The organism is Erysipelotrichaceae bacterium 66202529 (genome assembly GCA_017161075.1).
Lineage (GTDB): Bacteria > Bacillota_I > Bacilli_A > Erysipelotrichales > Erysipelotrichaceae > Clostridium_AQ.
Genome location: CP046174.1, coordinates 1 through 16688, shown reverse-complemented (window position 1 = coordinate 16688; position 16688 = coordinate 1). Strand labels below are relative to the sequence as shown.

Annotated in this window: 14 protein-coding genes, 1 other RNA gene and 1 other annotated feature; of the genes, 2 read left to right on the top strand and 13 right to left on the bottom strand. The window is 37.9% G+C overall.

All coding sequences use genetic code 11. From position 1 onward, the window contains the following. Positions 1-22: 22 nt before the first annotated feature. Positions 23-580: a CYTH domain-containing protein gene (locus GKZ87_00075; protein QSI23995.1), complete on the top strand. Its 558-nt coding sequence runs from the start codon at positions 23-25 to the stop codon at positions 578-580. Continuing rightward, positions 580-831: a DUF1294 domain-containing protein gene (locus tag GKZ87_00070; protein QSI23994.1), complete on the top strand. Its 252-nt coding sequence runs from the start codon at positions 580-582 to the stop codon at positions 829-831. The genes GKZ87_00075 and GKZ87_00070 overlap by 1 nt, the downstream gene beginning before the upstream one ends. Here GKZ87_00070 and GKZ87_00065 read toward each other — a convergent pair. The 13 genes from GKZ87_00065 to dnaA form a co-directional block, all read right to left on the bottom strand. Further along, the gene (locus tag GKZ87_00065) at positions 814-1749 is read right to left on the bottom strand and encodes a hypothetical protein (GenBank protein QSI23993.1); all 936 of its coding nucleotides are present in this window, start codon (positions 1747-1749) and stop codon (positions 814-816) included. The two genes, GKZ87_00070 and GKZ87_00065, sit on opposite strands and share 18 nt — an antisense overlap. 368 nt (positions 1750-2117) lie before the next feature. Further along, entirely contained in the window at positions 2118-2714 is a 597-nt protein-coding gene (gene recR / locus GKZ87_00060; GenBank protein ID QSI23992.1) for a recombination protein RecR, read from the bottom strand. Next, complete coding sequence (locus tag GKZ87_00055; GenBank protein ID QSI23991.1) at positions 2714-3022, bottom strand: YbaB/EbfC family nucleoid-associated protein; 309 nt, start codon at positions 3020-3022, stop codon at positions 2714-2716. The genes recR and GKZ87_00055 overlap by 1 nt, the downstream gene beginning before the upstream one ends. Before the next feature lie 4 nt (positions 3023-3026). Beyond that, entirely contained in the window at positions 3027-4850 is a 1824-nt protein-coding gene (dnaX, locus tag GKZ87_00050) for a DNA polymerase III subunit gamma/tau (protein QSI23990.1), read from the bottom strand. Between the two features lie 95 nt (positions 4851-4945). Beyond that, the gene (locus GKZ87_00045) at positions 4946-5401 is read right to left on the bottom strand and encodes a nucleoside deaminase (GenBank protein ID QSI23989.1); all 456 of its coding nucleotides are present in this window, start codon (positions 5399-5401) and stop codon (positions 4946-4948) included. Positions 5402-5414: 13 nt separating this feature from the next. Further along, an RNA gene (ffs, locus tag GKZ87_00040) (signal recognition particle sRNA small type) lies at positions 5415-5512 on the bottom strand. A gap of 1007 nt (positions 5513-6519) precedes the next feature. Next, complete coding sequence (gene serS / locus GKZ87_00035) at positions 6520-7806, bottom strand: serine--tRNA ligase (GenBank protein ID QSI23988.1); 1287 nt, start codon at positions 7804-7806, stop codon at positions 6520-6522. Positions 7807-7845: 39 nt separating this feature from the next. After that, positions 7846-8057: a binding site (T-box leader), on the bottom strand. A gap of 8 nt (positions 8058-8065) precedes the next feature. Beyond that, complete coding sequence (gene gyrA, locus GKZ87_00030) at positions 8066-10579, bottom strand: DNA gyrase subunit A (GenBank protein QSI23987.1); 2514 nt, start codon at positions 10577-10579, stop codon at positions 8066-8068. 18 nt (positions 10580-10597) lie between these two features. Then, complete coding sequence (gene gyrB, locus GKZ87_00025; GenBank protein QSI23986.1) at positions 10598-12541, bottom strand: DNA topoisomerase (ATP-hydrolyzing) subunit B; 1944 nt, start codon at positions 12539-12541, stop codon at positions 10598-10600. Between the two features lie 11 nt (positions 12542-12552). Then, positions 12553-13653: a DNA replication/repair protein RecF gene (recF, locus tag GKZ87_00020; protein QSI23985.1), complete on the bottom strand. Its 1101-nt coding sequence runs from the start codon at positions 13651-13653 to the stop codon at positions 12553-12555. Further along, positions 13650-13853 (bottom strand): S4 domain-containing protein YaaA, encoded by a 204-nt coding sequence (yaaA, locus tag GKZ87_00015; GenBank protein QSI23984.1) that lies wholly within the window; start codon positions 13851-13853, stop codon positions 13650-13652. Before yaaA ends, recF begins: the two co-directional genes overlap by 4 nt. Before the next feature lie 207 nt (positions 13854-14060). Continuing rightward, complete coding sequence (gene dnaN, locus GKZ87_00010; protein QSI23983.1) at positions 14061-15179, bottom strand: DNA polymerase III subunit beta; 1119 nt, start codon at positions 15177-15179, stop codon at positions 14061-14063. 150 nt (positions 15180-15329) lie between these two features. Further along, positions 15330-16688: a chromosomal replication initiator protein DnaA gene (dnaA, locus tag GKZ87_00005; protein ID QSI23982.1), complete on the bottom strand. Its 1359-nt coding sequence runs from the start codon at positions 16686-16688 to the stop codon at positions 15330-15332.

Genomic DNA, 16688 nt, shown 5'->3' with positions numbered 1-16688 from the left:
ATATCCTATAAGGTGATGAAAGATGAATAAACATGTTGAAAAAGAATATAAAATTTTAATAAGTAAGGAGCAGTTCGAAAAGCTATGTAGCTTATATGAGAATCTTGAATTTGTAACACAGATCAATACCTATTACGATACGGTGAATAGAGATATAGAAAAACATAAGGGTGCTATGCGTATTCGTGAACGTAATAATAGATTTTTATTTACGTTAAAAATGATACAGGAGGATCTTGACGGTTTGTGTGAATGTGAATGTGAGGTATCTGAAAACAGCTCTGCTGTTTTTCAGTCAAATGATATACAGCAATTACTTGGGGAGTATCATATCCATGGAACAATTATCCCTGTAACAACATTAACCACAAAGCGCGCTGTTATTGAAAGTGAGAATGCCGAGCTTTGCTTTGATATCAGCACTTATGGATCCCATACAGATTATGAAATTGAATATGAGTATAAACAACCTCATGATGGTCTAGCAGTATTCCAAAAGCTCCTTGCTTGTATTGGTCTTGTATATGAGAAGAATTGTACTTCAAAAATACAACGTGCTATGCAGGCAGTAAATGAATAATGCTTCTCATTTTCTTGTGGAATGCTTTTACCTTCTGTATGATGGGTATAGATAAATGGAAGGCGATTCATAGGCATTATCGAATTTCTGAGCGTTTTCTCATTTTTTGCTCTATTACATTTGGAGCTTTGGGTACAGCATTTGGGATGATTATATTCCATCATAAGATTAAGAAGCTGAAATTTGTATGCACCATACCTGTTCTTTGTTTACTTCAGCTCATACTTTACTGGCTAGTCTTCATTGACTAGCCTTTCTTCATACGCAATATCCAGACGATGTAGTATCTGTTTCCATTCTTGTTTTATATGATGATTAAACAGGAGCTTAACTGCAATATGATTTGAATACTCACTATCATTTATATACGCTTTAAATAGTTGATGATGCCCTATACTATATTGCAATTTACCTTCAAAATCATTGAAATTTACTAAGCATGGAAGGAGTAGAAGTATTTTATCTTTATTTCTAACCCAATATTCTGTTTTACTATTCCGTATGGGATGTATTTCTTCATCATGCAGACATTGTATATAATGACGGATTTTAGCTTGCTCATATTCTGTATAAAAACTTGTCTTAATACGGGCACTTAGATTTTCCAATAGCTGAATCATTGCATCTTCACGCATGTCCTTTATATTCTCATAACCTGTACTATTTACCCATAGGTCTGTTCCAACAGAATCGGCAAGCCGCAGCAACCGTCCGGTATTTTGTATATCTTCTTTATCAATGTAAAAGAAGCTTTCAATACTATTGGATATGTTCATGCCTATTTCACTAAGATAGATAGGATAACGAAAATAAACAACCTGTTCCAATTCCATACAGGATAGCTGATCAGGGACCTCCTCTTGCTTTGTTATTTTGCAGATAGCCTGTCTTAGCGCTTTCTTATCCGGATAGCCGCTTTTTGTTTTATAGGTATTCCACATCTGTGTAAAGCTCATATTCTGTTGTTTACGAAGATGTCCATAGCCAAGGATTCCCTTTTCTCTTTTTATTCCCCGCTCTGTACCTTTTGTTAAAAAGAAAAGTAAATCCCCCTTATGAAAGTCTGTTATACTCTTAATGCTTGGTTTCCAGAAATTGATTACTGAATTACCGTGAAGTCTATGATATTCCATCATATTTTTATCTGTAATATAAGCAATAGATCCCATTCGCTCACCTTCTTCCTATATATATTCTATCATGATAGCGCTTGCATAAATATAATAATTTGTTTTTTTCATGCTCTTTTATGATAGCATTATTGCTATATTGGAAAAGGTTATAAAACTTAATATATTGGATTCTTCTATTGTTTTCTAATCCTATAGAATTTCTTATTTTAAAATTACTCGCACTACTTTTTTTAACTTTTCAAATAGCCTTGTGATTTTCTATAAAAGTATTAAATATAGATAAATATAAAAGATATGATTTTCATTTGATAAGTTATATATATATGAATCATTTTATTTTAAATGAAGATAATGCTAAAAGGAAAGTCGTTAGGTTATTCGAAAACAGAAAAAGAGCCATGGCATTATGGCTCCATTTTTTTTCTTCCTTCAATCGCTTTGATCAGTGTTAACTCATCCGCATAATCAAGATGGCCTCCCATAGGAAGTCCATGGGCGATTCTAGTTACTGTTACCGGATATTTTTCAAGCAGCTTTGATAAATATAAGGCTGTTGTTTCACCTTCTACCGTAGGATTCGTTGCAATAATAATTTCCTGGGTTTCATCCGTAATACGTGATAATAGAGAATCAATATTGATATCCTCAGGTAGAATACCCTTTGAAGTTGATATAACTCCATTCAGAACATGATAAACACCTGCATACTCTTTTGTCTTTTCCATTGCGATAACATCTTTTGGACTCTGCACGACACAAATAATTTGACTATTTCTGGAATGATCATCACAGATATCACATTTATCGTTTTCCGAAAGGTTTCCGCATACTTCACATTTTTTCAAACCCTCTTTAACATTTTCAAAGGCGCTGATCCAGGCATTCATTGTTTCTTCATCCCATTCCAGTGTTTGAAATGCATAACGTTCTGCAGTCTTAATTCCAACACCTGGAAGTCTGCGATAACACTCAACAAGCGCTTCAAATTTTTTTGGATACATTAGAAGCCTCCTGGCATTTTCACTCCGCCGGTAATCTGATTCATATTTTTTTCTTTATCTTCAACAGCTTTTGCAAACGCATCATTTAATGCAGCTTTTAACATTTCTTCCAAATCTTCTTTATTGTCTTTCTCTAACAGACTTTCATCAATAGTTATACTTTCAACTGACATATTACCTTTTACCTCAGCTTTTATAACTCCTCCGCCCATGGTTGACTCATATACCTTTTCATTTAATTCGTCTTCCAGCTTTGTTAACTCTTTCTGCATTTTCTGTGCCTGTTTTAATAATCCCTGCATATTCATAATATCATTCCTCCGTTATAATTATGTTTTCCTGACCGAATAAATCAAGTACTGCTTCTTCCTGTGTTAATTCTCTTATCTCTGTTTTATCAACTGTCACGGCTTCTATTTGTATTGGTTCTGGCAATGTACCTGCAATCATACGGTCTTTGAATTCTTTAATAACATATTTCTGCTGTTCTGCAGAAATAGCAAAAATCTTTTTATTCATTTTCAGCAGCTCTGTTATGAAATCATGAAATTCATTTTTACTGTCCATCTCATTTATTTCATTCGCTACTGCCTGATTATCTACACTTACTACTATATAGGTTTTACCACTACCAACAATCAATGCATTTTTTAACAAGCTTCCATATTTCGCGTATTTAAAATCAAGCATAAATTCCGGTATTCTTTTAAACTGCTCACTATCCTTTGCCTTTTCCGGTTTATTTGCGCCTGCAAGCAGACCTAAAACAAATTCATTGTCCAGTGGCTTTAAAGGCTTTGCATTATGTACAGTGTCATTCCTTGTAACAGTACTTTCTTTGCTGTTTTCTATGCTTGACTGCTGTACTATCTGAGAAGCTTCATATACAGGAGTTTCATATGCCTCATATGGCTCATCATCCATAGGAATGTCAAGAACAGGTTTTTTCTTAGATGTTTCACGTGAAACATTTTTATTTATATCCTGTACCGGACTCTCTTTTATTGATACAGTATTTTTTTGTAGCAATGGCTGTGCTTCTTCTTTAACAACCGTAGCAGCTTGAACATCCAGCATCTGCAGCATACAAACTTCAAAATAGGATCCAACATTTGCAGCACTTCTATACTTATCGTATGTTTCCATAAGCAAATGTATCATCTGAAACCTTTCAGCAATACGTTTTCCATCAATCAGCTTCAAAACTTCATCACTATTAAGGTTATGAAGCAGTGTTGAATCCTTTGTATATTCAAAGATAATACTTTCCTTCAGTATTTCTATTAGATCGACAGTTAGTCTTTTGATATCAATACCCTTTTCTATTAAAGCATCAATCTTGTTTAATAGAGCAACTGCATTTTTCTCATAAATAAAAGCAAATAATTCCAGCTTCTCCTGTATGGTAGTAATGCCATAAATTTCATTTATATGATGAACCTGAATATTATTTTGTGCATACGCAATACACTGATCAAGAATAGAAAGTGCATCACGCAATCCACCATCGGCAAGCTGTGCAATGATTCGAATGACCTCTTCATCGCAATTTATATTTTCTTTTTCAAGAATCGTATGTATTCTTTGAATTATTTCTTCACGTGGTACCTTAGTAAAATCAAATCGCTGACATCTGGATATGATTGTTGGTAATACCTTATGTGGCTCTGTTGTCGCAAGAATAAATATAACATGCTCCGGTGGTTCTTCAATTGTCTTTAAAAGAGCATTGAATGCACCAGTAGACATCATATGAACCTCATCAATAATATAGATTTTATATTTTCCCTTCAAGGGTGCATACTTTACTTTTTCAATAAGTGTCCGTACTTCTTCAACACCGTTATTACTGGCAGCATCTATTTCAATAATATCTGGATGACTGCCATCCTGGACAGCTCTGCAATTCTCACATTTCAAACAAGGCTTATGATCAGGATCTTCGCAATTTATCGTTTTTGCAAATATCTTTGCAATTGAGGTTTTTCCTGTTCCACGAGGGCCACAGAATAGATATGCATGTGCAATTTTATGCTGACTCACTGCATGCTGCAGTGTTTGTACAACATGTTTTTGTCCAGCAACTTCATCAAAGCTGTTTGGACGATACGTACGATATAACGCTTTATATGCCATACTTCACCTGCTTTCTCCACTGTCAATTATATCATGCTAACAATGAATTTTACATAAGAAAAGCAAATACTTTTTACTCAAAACAGTATTTGCTCCTATTTGTTTTTCAGTCTTTTCTCTTTAAAAAAATCCTTTAACAGCTGTGAGCATTCTTCCTGCAAAACCCCGGAATAAACGCATGGATAATGATTGAATCCAGGCTGTTCATACATATGTATCGTACTGTCAATGCTTCCACCCTTTGGATCAGAAGCACCATATATCACTGTTCTTATTCTTGACTGTAATATAGCTCCAGCACACATACAGCATGGTTCCAATGTTACATAAAGATCACAATCCTCAAGACGCCAGCTACCAATTTTTTTACAGGCTTTTTGAATCGCTATAATTTCAGCATGATTGATAGACTGCTGCTTTGACTCTCTCAAATTATGTCCTCTGGCTATAATTTTATCATCCTTAACGATAACGCAGCCAATAGGAACTTCATCCTTCATATTGGCTTTTACTGCCTCTCTAATAGCAGCCCGCATATAATCTTCTTTCATATGAATACCTCGGATATAAAAAAGGGCTACCACACATGATAGAGCTCCCTTAAGGCTGCTTTGTTCCCAATCTGACCTAATTCAGTAGATACCATTGTAGTAGCTTATATATTATAGCATATCCTATGCATTTTTCAACACTTTATTTCCTTTCACATAATTTTTTTAGTGTAATGTTATTTATAATTTTCAATATGATACAAATAAACTATTAGTATTTTAATTGCTTAAACAGCTTATAATTCGATTATACATACATCCTATTACTTGTTTTATAATTCGTTTATGATAAATACTATCCCGCATACAACCTACTATGATGAATTAGAATATGTTATTTAAATCTTCATCACATGCTGTATAGATAATAGCGGAACACATCTATATAAACTCGATTTTGATTCTCACTATTTTGTGTATTGGTTTTCCTCTTATCATCATACATCATAATAAAGTATATCATATGAATATTTTTATAGACATCAAAAAATATATACTCTAGCTTTTATTGTAATCTCCATACTTAAATATAATTTTATGTGAGCTTACCAATATACTATATACTTTACCAATATATTCATGCATCTTTATGAGTATATTTAATTTAAATGAAATTATTGCAGAGTTATGATACTGTGTCACAATACTTTGGTATATCTGCAAATTGCATCTTAATGCTCATTATGCAATAGCTACATTGCATATGAAAAAACATTCATATGATTATAGCTCCGTACCTGACTTTATTTACGTTTTCTGTTTTTATGAAATAAATGTTATAGCTTATAAAAAAATCAATACTTATCTTTATCATATGAAGATTGACATTCATTTTCAGATTATCACATTTTTTGTATTCATATTTTTTCTCCGCTGGATTAAATTGTTTCACGTGAAACATAATAATAGCTAAAATATAGTGTTGTCATTTGTAATGAGTCAACCAGTTCTCCATCATTATTGATTACGATGCAAATCATAGCACTTGAATTATATAAAAGATGTTTGAAAAACACGATAAATAAGGGCTTATTTCATAATTTTAGCCAGAATATATGAAGGCGTTTTTAGCAATAAAAAAAGCGAGATTTCATTAAAAACTCACTTTTTATAAAATTTTATCTTTTAGGCATTAAAATTTTTGTTCCACCCATATATGGCTGCAATTTTTCAGGAATGTTAACACTGCCATCCTTATTCAAATTATTTTCTAAGAAAGCAATCAGCATACGTGGAGGTGCAACAACTGTATTATTCAAAGTATGTGCGAAATATTTTCCATTCTCACCTTTCACTCGAATGCCTAAGCGTCTAGCCTGTGCATCAGTTAAATTTGAACAGCTACCTACCTCAAAATATTTTTTCTGACGTGGACTCCATGCTTCAACATCAACTGACTTGTTTTTCAAATCTGCAAGATCACCGGAGCAGCACTCTAATGTTCTAACAGGAATATCCAGACTTCTAAATAAATCAACTGTATTTGTATACAACTTAACAAACCATTCTGCACTTTCCTCTGGTTTACATACCACAATCATTTCCTGTTTTTCGAACTGGTGTATACGGTAAACTCCGCGTTCTTCAATACCGTGTGCGCCCTTCTCCTTACGGAAGCAAGGAGAATAGCTTGTATACGTATAAGGCAGCTTCTTTTCATCCAGTATGGTATCTATGAACTTACCAATCATAGAATGCTCACTAGTGCCTATTAGATACAAATCTTCACCTTCGATTTTATACATCATGCCTTCCATCTCAGCAAAGCTCATTACACCGGTAACCACATTACTGCGAATCATAAACGGAGGAACCACATAAGTAAACCCCCGGTCAATCATAAAGTCACGGGCATAAGAAATAACAGCAGAATGCAGTCGGGCGATATCTCCCATCAGATAATAAAATCCGTTTCCTGCAACCTTTCTTGCACTATCCAAATCAATACCGTCAAAGCTCTCCATAATTTCCGTGTGATATGGAATTTCAAAATCAGGAACAGCAGGTTCACCATATTTCTGAAGCTCCACATTTTCAGTATCGTCCTTACCGATCGGCACAGTTGCGTGTATAATATTAGGAATCTGCATCATCATCTCTTTTATTTTTTCTGCAAGCTCAGACTCTTTGATTTCTGTTTCCTTCATTTCATCTGCCATAGCCTGAACCTTTGCCTTTATCGCATTTGCTTCATCCTTCAGACCCTTTGCCATTAACCCGCCAATTTCCTTACTCATAGCATTTCGTTTGCTGCGAAGCTCATCGCCTCTTTGCTTCAGAGAACGATTTTCCTTATCCATAGCAATTACTTTATCTACAAGCTCAATCTTGTGATCCTGGAACTTCTTTTTAATATTTTCCTTTACAAGTTCAGGATTTTCACGCAAAAATTTCATATCAAGCATAACCATAACCTCCTATAATATAAAAAAGAGGCATGTCCATAAAGGGACGATACCTCGTGTTGCCACCCTTTTTGATATATCTTTCATAAAATATATCCTCTCAAAGCTATAACGGCGCTACCGGAATCAACTACTTATAGTTCATAGATTCACTCAAAGGCGGATTTCATAAGCAGCTATTATAACTCGCACCATCCGTTATATCTCTGAAAGTAGCATACTCTATTACTTGACCTTATCAACGTTTTATTATTTTATATCATTCTTCTGCAGGATTGTCAATTCCCTCAGCTGCAGTTTCATTACTATTTTCTGATACTGCTTCCTGATCAGATGCCTCTTCTACATCCTCTTCCTTTTCCACGATAGCTACCTTAGCTACGGATTCATCACCGGAGACATTGATAAGCTTCACACCCTGTGTATTACGACTGTAAATACCAATATCACCAACAGATATACGAATGATAATACCGGAATCTGTAACAATCATCGCATCTTCATCACCGTTAACAGCACGCACTGACACAAGCTCACCTGTTTTATTTGTGACATTGATCGTCTTAACACCCTTTGCCCCGCGCGTCGTCAAACGATATTCCTCAATAGCCGTACGTTTACCATAGCCGTTCTCACTGACAGCCAGCAAATGTGTACCTTCCTTTGAAGTTGCAGCACCCACAACAATGGAGCCATCAACATTAAAGCCCTTCACACCGCTTGCAGTACGTCCCATAGCACGGATATCATCCTCATGGAATCGAACAGCCTTACCATTGGATCCGGCAATAATAATTTCATCATCACCAGTGGTTTCTTTGACGCCAACCAGCTCATCAAATTCACGAAGTGTTATTGCAATCTTACCATTCTGACGAATAGAATCAAATTCACTCATCGGTGTACGCTTTACAAGACCGTTCTTTGTGACAAACAGCAGGAAGCTTGATTCACTATCCGGACGGACAGGAACAAGTGCACGCACCTTTTCTTCCTTATCCAGATTCAACAGATTTACAACCGGAAGTCCCTTTGCAGTTCTTCCTGAATTAGGTACCTTATAGCCCTTGATTCGATATACCTTACCAAGGTTCGTGAAAAGCATCAAATAATCATGCGTAGACATTGTAATCAGCAGATCAACAATATCATCCTCATTCACTGACATTCCCTTCACACCTCGTCCGCCTCGATTCTGCGTACGGTATGTATCTGTCGGCATCCGCTTAATATAGCCGTTGGTCGTCATTGTGATAACAACATCCTCAACAGGAATCAAATCCTCATCCTGCATATCATAATCAGCCTCACTGATTTCTGTACGGCGTTCATCACCAAAACGGTTTTTAACCTCCGTCAGTTCATCACGAATGATAGAGAGAACACGGTCATGATTTGCAAGAATATCACGTAAATCTGCTATAGTAGCCATCAATTCACGATATTCATTCTCAATTTTATCCCGTTCCAATCCAGTCAGCCGGCGCAGACGCATTTCCAGAATGGCATTAGCCTGAATTTCAGTCAGTTTAAACTGCTCCATTAAACCTGCTCTTGCTTCAGCGTCATTTTGACTGGAACGAATTAAATGAATAATCTCATCAATATGATCCAGTGCAATACGCAGACCCTCTAAAATATGAGCTCGATCCTCTGCCTTTTTCAACTCAAACTTTGTACGGCGTACCGTTACATCAATCTGATGATCGACATAATGCTGCAACGCTTCCCGGATTCCCATCTGCTTCGGTGTCTTATCCACCAAAGCCAGCATATTGACACCAAAGGATGTCTGCAGCTGTGTCATACGGTACAGCTGATTCAATATAACATCCGGCTGTGCATCCTTACGAAGCTCGATAACAATTCGTATCCCCTCACGATTTGATTCATCGTTCAGGTAGGTAATTCCTTCGATCTGTTTTTCTCTTACCAGATCAGCAATTTTTGTTATCAGATTTGCCTTGTTTACCTGATATGGTACTTCTGTAACAACAATTCTAGTCTTACCGTTTCCCATATCCTCCAAATGATGCTTACTGCGTACCAAGATAGATCCGCGACCTGTTTCAAACGCCTGTCGGATACCGGCTCTTCCCAGAATGATACCTCCAGTAGGAAAATCAGGACCCTTGATATAATTATCCATCAGCTCCACTACGGAGATATCCGGATTATCCATAATAGCAAATGTTGCATCTATTGTTTCTGTAAGATTATGCGGAGGTATATTGGTTGCCATACCTACGGCGATTCCAACGGAACCGTTCACAAGAAGATTTGGAAATCTGGCCGGTAATACAGATGGCTCAGTTTCCTCATTATCGTAGTTTGGTATAAAATCAACTGTATTTTTATTGATATCCTTCATCATTTCCATTGCGATTTTAGACATTCTTGCTTCGGTATAACGCATTGCCGCAGCACCATCACCATCCATGGAACCAAAGTTACCATGCCCCTGTACAAGCATATAGCGGTAACTGAAATCCTGTGCCATACGCACCATCGCATCATATACAGCGATATCACCGTGCGGATGATACTTACCAATTACTTCTCCGACGATACGGGCAGACTTCTTAAAAGGCTTGCTGGCGACAATTCCCAGCTCATTCATCGCATGAAGAATACGGCGATGAACAGGCTTCATCCCGTCTCGCACATCCGGTAATGCACGATCTACAATAACAGACATTGAATAGTCCAGAAAGGAGGTTCGCATTTCTTTAGAAATATCTACCTGAATTAGTTTTTCCTTATTTAAATCCATGTTCCTTTACACCTCCTCTTAGATATCCAGATTCGCATAAATTGCATTTTCCTGAATAAAGTCCCTTCTAGGCTCTACTTCCTCACCCATCAGCATCTCAAACACACTGTCCGCTTCCATCGCATCATCAATATTGACCTGCTTCAGCGTACGGAATGCCGGATCCATGGTTGTCTCCCACAACTGCTCCGGATTCATTTCCCCCAAACCTTTGTAACGCTGCACATTGACATTCTCACCCATGGATGCACGTACCTCCTCCATGGCTTCTTCCTTATACACATATTCTACCCGGTTACCCTTCGCTACCTTAAACAGCGGAGGCATGGCAATATATACATATCCACCCTCGATGATTGGGCGCAGATAACGGTAGAAGAACGTCAGCATTAGGGTACAGATATGTGCACCGTCGACATCGGCATCGGTCATGATAATGATTTTATGATAACGCAGCTTACTTACATCCATTTCCTCTCCAATTCCACAGCCGAATGCTGTAATCATGGAGCGAATTTCGTTATTCTCAAAAATTCTCTGCAAACGTGCTTTCTCTACATTCAGAATTTTACCTCGCAGTGGAAGGATTGCCTGGAATTTGGAATTTCTTCCCTGCTTTGCACTTCCTCCGGCTGAATCACCCTCGACAATGTAAATTTCACATTCGGAGGCATCCTTGCTGGAACAGTCCGCAAGCTTTCCTGGTAGAGATGTGATTTCCAAAGCACTTTTTCTTCTCGTCAGCTCTCTTGCCTTTTTAGCCGCAAGACGTGCCTTGCTTGCAAGAATTGCCTTATCTACAATAATTTTTGCCGTATCCGGGTTTTCCATAAAGAAGCGGTCCAGCTGCTCTCCCAAAATACTCGAAACAATTTTACGTACCTCGGAATTTCCCAGCTTCGTTTTGGTCTGTCCTTCGTATTGAGGATCCGGATGCTTAACAGAAATAATCGCAGTCAGACCCTCTCTGACATCATCTCCTGCCAGTGTTTCATCCTTTTTAATCATTCCCTGCTCTCTTGCATAGGCATTGATAATTCGCGTCAGAGCAAGCCGGAAGCCGTCCTCATGCGTTCCTCCCTCCATCGTATTGATATTGTTACAGAAGGAGTAAATGCTTGGAATATAGCCGTCATTGTACTGCATGGCGATTTCAGCCAGAATACCGTCCTCTATTCCCTCAACATAAACGACCTCTTCATGTAAAGGAGTCTTGTTCTTGTTCAGATATTCCACATACTGACGAATACCACCGTCATACTTATACTCTATACGTTTTGGTTCCTCATCGCGTTCATCGCAAAGCACCAGGCGAATACTCTTATTCAGAAAAGCAAGCTGACGAACACGGGCATTCAGTGTATCAAAATCATATTCCTGCGTCTCCTGGAATATTTCAGGATCTGCCTTGAAGCGTACGATAGACCCGTGCTTCTCACTGTCATTGATAATTTTTAAAGGATTGGTAGCCTTGCCGCCATCCTCAAAGCGCAGATAATATTCATGACCGTTTTGATGTACATTAACCTCCAGCCATTCACTCAACGCATTTACAACACTGGCACCTACACCATGCAGACCTCCGGATACCTTATACGCACCGCCTCCGAATTTACCTCCGGCATGCAGCACTGTGAATATTGTTTCCACTCCGGAGATTCCGGTTTTCTCAACGATTCCTGTCGGCATTCCGCGGCCGTTATCCTCCACACGGATGATATTGTTCTTCTCAATCGTTATTTCTATATCGGTAGCGAATCCGGCCAGAGCCTCATCGATCGAGTTATCAACGATTTCCCAGACAAGGTGATGAAGACCTCTCTCACTCGTAGAACCGATATACATACCAGGTCGCTTCCGAACAGCTTCCAGTCCTTCCAGGACTTGAATATCATCAGCCGTATAAGAATGATCAACCTTATCTTCCATTTCTTCGATTTCTTTCATCTGATTCTCATCCATAGTTCATCCTCCTAACATCGTTCGATTGTTCCGTTGTTTACGTACCACAACGTAACTCTGCGATTACTGTTTATATCTTCCATATCCACCGTATCTGTCGTGGATATAAAAATCTGTACCTCTTGCGGCAGGGATTTCAGCAATTCTGCCTGACGGTAGCTATCCAGCTCCGAAAATACATCATCCAGCAATAAAACCGGATATTCCTGCGTGATTTCGTGAATCATGTGGATCATCCCGATTTTTAATGCCAGCAACACACTTCGCTTTTGTCCTTGGGAAGCATAGCTGACAAGCTCCTTGTTATTCATTTCAAAGATAAAATCTTCTTTATGAATACCTGCTGTTGTCTGCTTTAAAAGCAAATCGCGATCCAGATGCTTCTGATATTTTTTCAGCAATGCATCCTTCAGCTCTTGTTCCTTTTCTGAAAATGGAACACAGCTCAAATATCTGACCGTGATATCCGTATCATCATTGGAAAGCTGCCGGTAAAAGGCTCTGCATTTTTCTAAAAGCTCCTCAAGAAAGAAATGCCGTTGCTTTATAATAATTACAGAAGCATCCACCAGCTGTGCTGTTAATACCTCCAGATAAGAGCGATCTACTCTCTCCTGCTTCAGATATGCATTGCGCTCTTTTAAAAGCCGTGTGGCGACATAAAGAGTAGAAACATACTTCTTACTGATTTTACTCAGTTCCATGTCCACAAAGCGTCTTCTGACGCGTGGAGAGGCCTGAAACAGATTCATATCATCCGGACAGAACATAACAGAGTTAAATTCACCAATAAAATCACTGACGCGATTTACAGGATTCTGATAAATAAAAAGATTTTTCCCTTTTTCATTTACCGTCACACGGATATCCTCCGTTTTCTGTTCCTTTGCAATCGAGGCTTTAATAAAGAAGGCTTCTTCACCTTCTTTGATTAGATCTTTATCTTCACTTGTTCGATGGGATCTGGTCGTGGACAGATAGAGAATAGATTCCAGTAAATTGGTTTTTCCCTGTGCATTCTTTCCTGTCAGTATATGGATGCCGTCAGAAAAGCTGACATTTATATCTGCATAGTTGCGAAAATCATGTAGACGCAGTGTTTCCAGTCTCATGACAAAGTAAATACACTGCCCTCAATTTCGATGACATCGCCTGCATACAGCTTGCGTCCTCTGCGGTTTTCCTGTTCCTGGTTCACTTTGATTGCAAGTGATTTCACCGCAAATTTTGCTTCACCGCCGCTCTGGATAAAATCTGTCATTTTCAGCAGTTGACCTAAAGTTATGTATTCACTGGTTATCTTTATATCCATTATAAAACCTCTTTCACATTCTTATATATTATATCATATTTAAAGGTTTTTTGTTAGTTTTTCCAATGGTTTTCAAACTTTTCTACATCAATTTTCATATGTAATTTTTTTATTTTTTCAAACAGGATGATCCGGCAGTTAAAAAGGACTACTTTTATAAATAAAGCATAGAAAAAGCAGCTGGGTATTAACCGAGCTGCCTGACTATTAAGCGTAGGTTCTTACTGGAAGAACAAGCTGTAAAACATTATCATCATCGACAGATTTGATAATAAACGGCTTCATTTCTCCGCATAAACGGAATGTCACAAGACTGCCGCTCAATGCTTTGATCGCATCAAATACATAGCGTCCGTTACAGCTGATTTCCAGAGAATTTCCATGGAAGCTTGCACTGCTTAAAACCTCTGTGGAGGATCCAACCTCTACTGATTTACTGGACAGCACACATTCCTGTTCACTCAAACTGAATTTGATAACAGATACACCGTCATTTTTAATAAAGCTTGCACGGTCAATCGCATTTAATAAATCTCTGGAATCAATCGTCAGCTCATAATCAAACTGCAATGGAATCAGACGGCTCGTTTCCGGGTATACGCCATCAATCAGTCTTGTCTGTACGATTGTATCGTGAATAATAAACTGTGCTTTTTTATCATTCACTGCTATTTCAACCTCTCCTTCACCTTCCAGTGTTTTTACAACCTCTGAAAGGGATTTTGCAGGAATGGTGATATTGAAGTTTAAAGCTTCAGCAATATCGATGGTTTTCTTAGCCAGTCGATAGGAGTCTGTGGCAACACAATGCAACGTATTTCCTTCACAGTGAAAATTCACACCGGTCAGTACCGGACGCGTTTCCTTATCACTTGTCGCAAAGCTGGTCTGCAAAATAACCTTTTTCAATGTTTCCTCTTTCAAGGCAAAGCATTCCTTCGGCTTTGAAAAATCAATGGCCGGATATTCATTGGCACGCATTCCGTTAATTCTGAATTCTGCTGTATTTCCACTGATCTTAGTGAGAGAACCGTCTATCATTTCAAATTCAATTTCTTCTGCATCGATTTTACGAACGATTTCAAGGATATATTTTGCTTCTATAACAATAGAACCCATATCACGAATTTCAAGAACACATTCTTCGGATTTTGTCAGCTTTGTCTGGATGGATACATCGGAATCACTTCCGGTCAGAATCAGACAATCCTCCTTTGCGTCGATTTTAATACCGGAAAAAGCCGGAAGAGGAGAAAATGTAGAGATGGCACGTGATGCCACAGATAATGCATTGTAGAATTCTTTTTTAGACACCTTAAAGTACATGGGTGATGCTCCCTTCTTTTATGTTTTATAAGTAAATATATAACAATAAGTATGTGGAAAGTGTGGAAAAATTCAAAAAACACTTTGAACATAGGCTTATTTTAACAAATTTCGCTGTGGATGGAAAGTTGAAACATGTGGATATCTTTGCTATTTTATCCCCAGACTGCTTTCAATCTGCATAACAGCCTGTTGAAAGGTTTCCTTTTCCTTTAACAGCTTCATCATCTTTTCATAGGATGACATGATGGTTGAATGATCGCGGTTTCCAAATTCAAAACCGATTTTCGCAAATGGCATTTCCAGATGCGTTCTGCACAGATATATAGCAATATGTCGTGCATTTGCTATATTTTTTGTTCTGGATTTTGATTCGATCTGTGTTCTGGTCAGGCCATAATATTCGCATACCGCATTTTTGATCTGCTTTGGTGTTAGCTCATCCTCTTGCTTTACAACAATAGGATTTTCCTTAAATATTTCCTTGGCGAATGTGATATCAATGCGCTCCGGATTATATAATATTGCTTTAAAAAACAGCTCATTGAGAGTTCCCTCCAGTTTTCTGACATCGCTTGCGAAACGGGTTGCCAGAAAATCAAGAACCTCGTCATCAATCATAATCTCGTCGCTGCGGCCTTCCATTTTTTTCTGTAAAATAGCTTTTGCAGTTTCAAATTCCGGAGAGCCTACCGATACGGACAAGCCGCTGGAAAAACGGGAAATCAGCCTGTTTTCAATACCTTTAAGCTCAGTAGGATGGATATCACTGGTAATGACGATCTGCTTGTTGTCGGAAATCAGCTTGTTATACATATTGAAGAAAATTTCCTGCGAGGTACTCTGTTTCAGACGCTGGATATCATCAATCAACAGATAATCAACGGAGCAGATCATTTCCTTGACATCCTCAACCGTCTTATTTTTCATTGCTTCAATCAGCAGTGTGACAAAATCCTCACTGTAGATGTATAAAACCTTTTCCTCCGGTCTGTTTGCCTTGACATAGTTGCCGATGGCATGCAGAAGGTGGGTTTTTCCCAGACCTGAATTACCAAAGATAAACAGCGGATTGTTGAATTTTCCGGGATAATAGCATACAGAGAGTGCCGCTGCATGAGCTTCCCGGTTGTTTTTCCCAACGACAAAGCTGTCGAAGGTATACTCTTTTTTTACTTTGTCTTCAAATAAAATCTCATTTCTTCTTTTCACGACAGATGATGGCTGAAGCATATCCACTTCGCTCTTTAACAGGATTTGACAGGAGACTTTCATATCCAGTACATCGGACAGCTTTTGCTGAATCAAATCAATGGAATCCATCATGATTTGTTTGTTGATCTTATAAGGAACAACAATGGTCGCAAAATCATCCTCTATATCAAAGAGATGAGAATCTTCTTTATACCATGCATTGAATACGGCATCATCGAAATGTGCACTTTCATTTATGAGCTGAAGTGTTTTCTGCCAGATCTGCTCAAGTTGAACCTTTGCAAAATTAGACAT

What these genes read in the sequence shown, in the direction of transcription:
- yaaA (QSI23984.1), bottom strand. Translation starts at nt 13,853, where the DNA reads ATGGATATAAAGATAACCAGTGAATACATAACTTTAGGTCAACTGCTG.
- GKZ87_00045 (QSI23989.1), bottom strand. Translation starts at nt 5,401, where the DNA reads ATGAAAGAAGATTATATGCGGGCTGCTATTAGAGAGGCAGTAAAAGCC.
- recF (QSI23985.1), bottom strand. Translation starts at nt 13,653, where the DNA reads ATGAGACTGGAAACACTGCGTCTACATGATTTTCGCAACTATGCAGAT.
- gyrB (QSI23986.1), bottom strand. Translation starts at nt 12,541, where the DNA reads ATGGATGAGAATCAGATGAAAGAAATCGAAGAAATGGAAGATAAGGTT.
- recR (QSI23992.1), bottom strand. Translation starts at nt 2,714, where the DNA reads ATGTATCCAAAAAAATTTGAAGCGCTTGTTGAGTGTTATCGCAGACTT.
- dnaN (QSI23983.1), bottom strand. Translation starts at nt 15,179, where the DNA reads ATGTACTTTAAGGTGTCTAAAAAAGAATTCTACAATGCATTATCTGTG.
- GKZ87_00065 (QSI23993.1), bottom strand. Translation starts at nt 1,749, where the DNA reads ATGGGATCTATTGCTTATATTACAGATAAAAATATGATGGAATATCAT.
- gyrA (QSI23987.1), bottom strand. Translation starts at nt 10,579, where the DNA reads ATGGATTTAAATAAGGAAAAACTAATTCAGGTAGATATTTCTAAAGAA.
- GKZ87_00055 (QSI23991.1), bottom strand. Translation starts at nt 3,022, where the DNA reads ATGAATATGCAGGGATTATTAAAACAGGCACAGAAAATGCAGAAAGAG.
- dnaX (QSI23990.1), bottom strand. Translation starts at nt 4,850, where the DNA reads ATGGCATATAAAGCGTTATATCGTACGTATCGTCCAAACAGCTTTGAT.
- GKZ87_00075 (QSI23995.1), top strand. Translation starts at nt 23, where the DNA reads ATGAATAAACATGTTGAAAAAGAATATAAAATTTTAATAAGTAAGGAG.
- dnaA (QSI23982.1), bottom strand. Translation starts at nt 16,688, where the DNA reads ATGTCTAATTTTGCAAAGGTTCAACTTGAGCAGATCTGGCAGAAAACA.
- GKZ87_00070 (QSI23994.1), top strand. Translation starts at nt 580, where the DNA reads ATGCTTCTCATTTTCTTGTGGAATGCTTTTACCTTCTGTATGATGGGT.
- serS (QSI23988.1), bottom strand. Translation starts at nt 7,806, where the DNA reads ATGCTTGATATGAAATTTTTGCGTGAAAATCCTGAACTTGTAAAGGAA.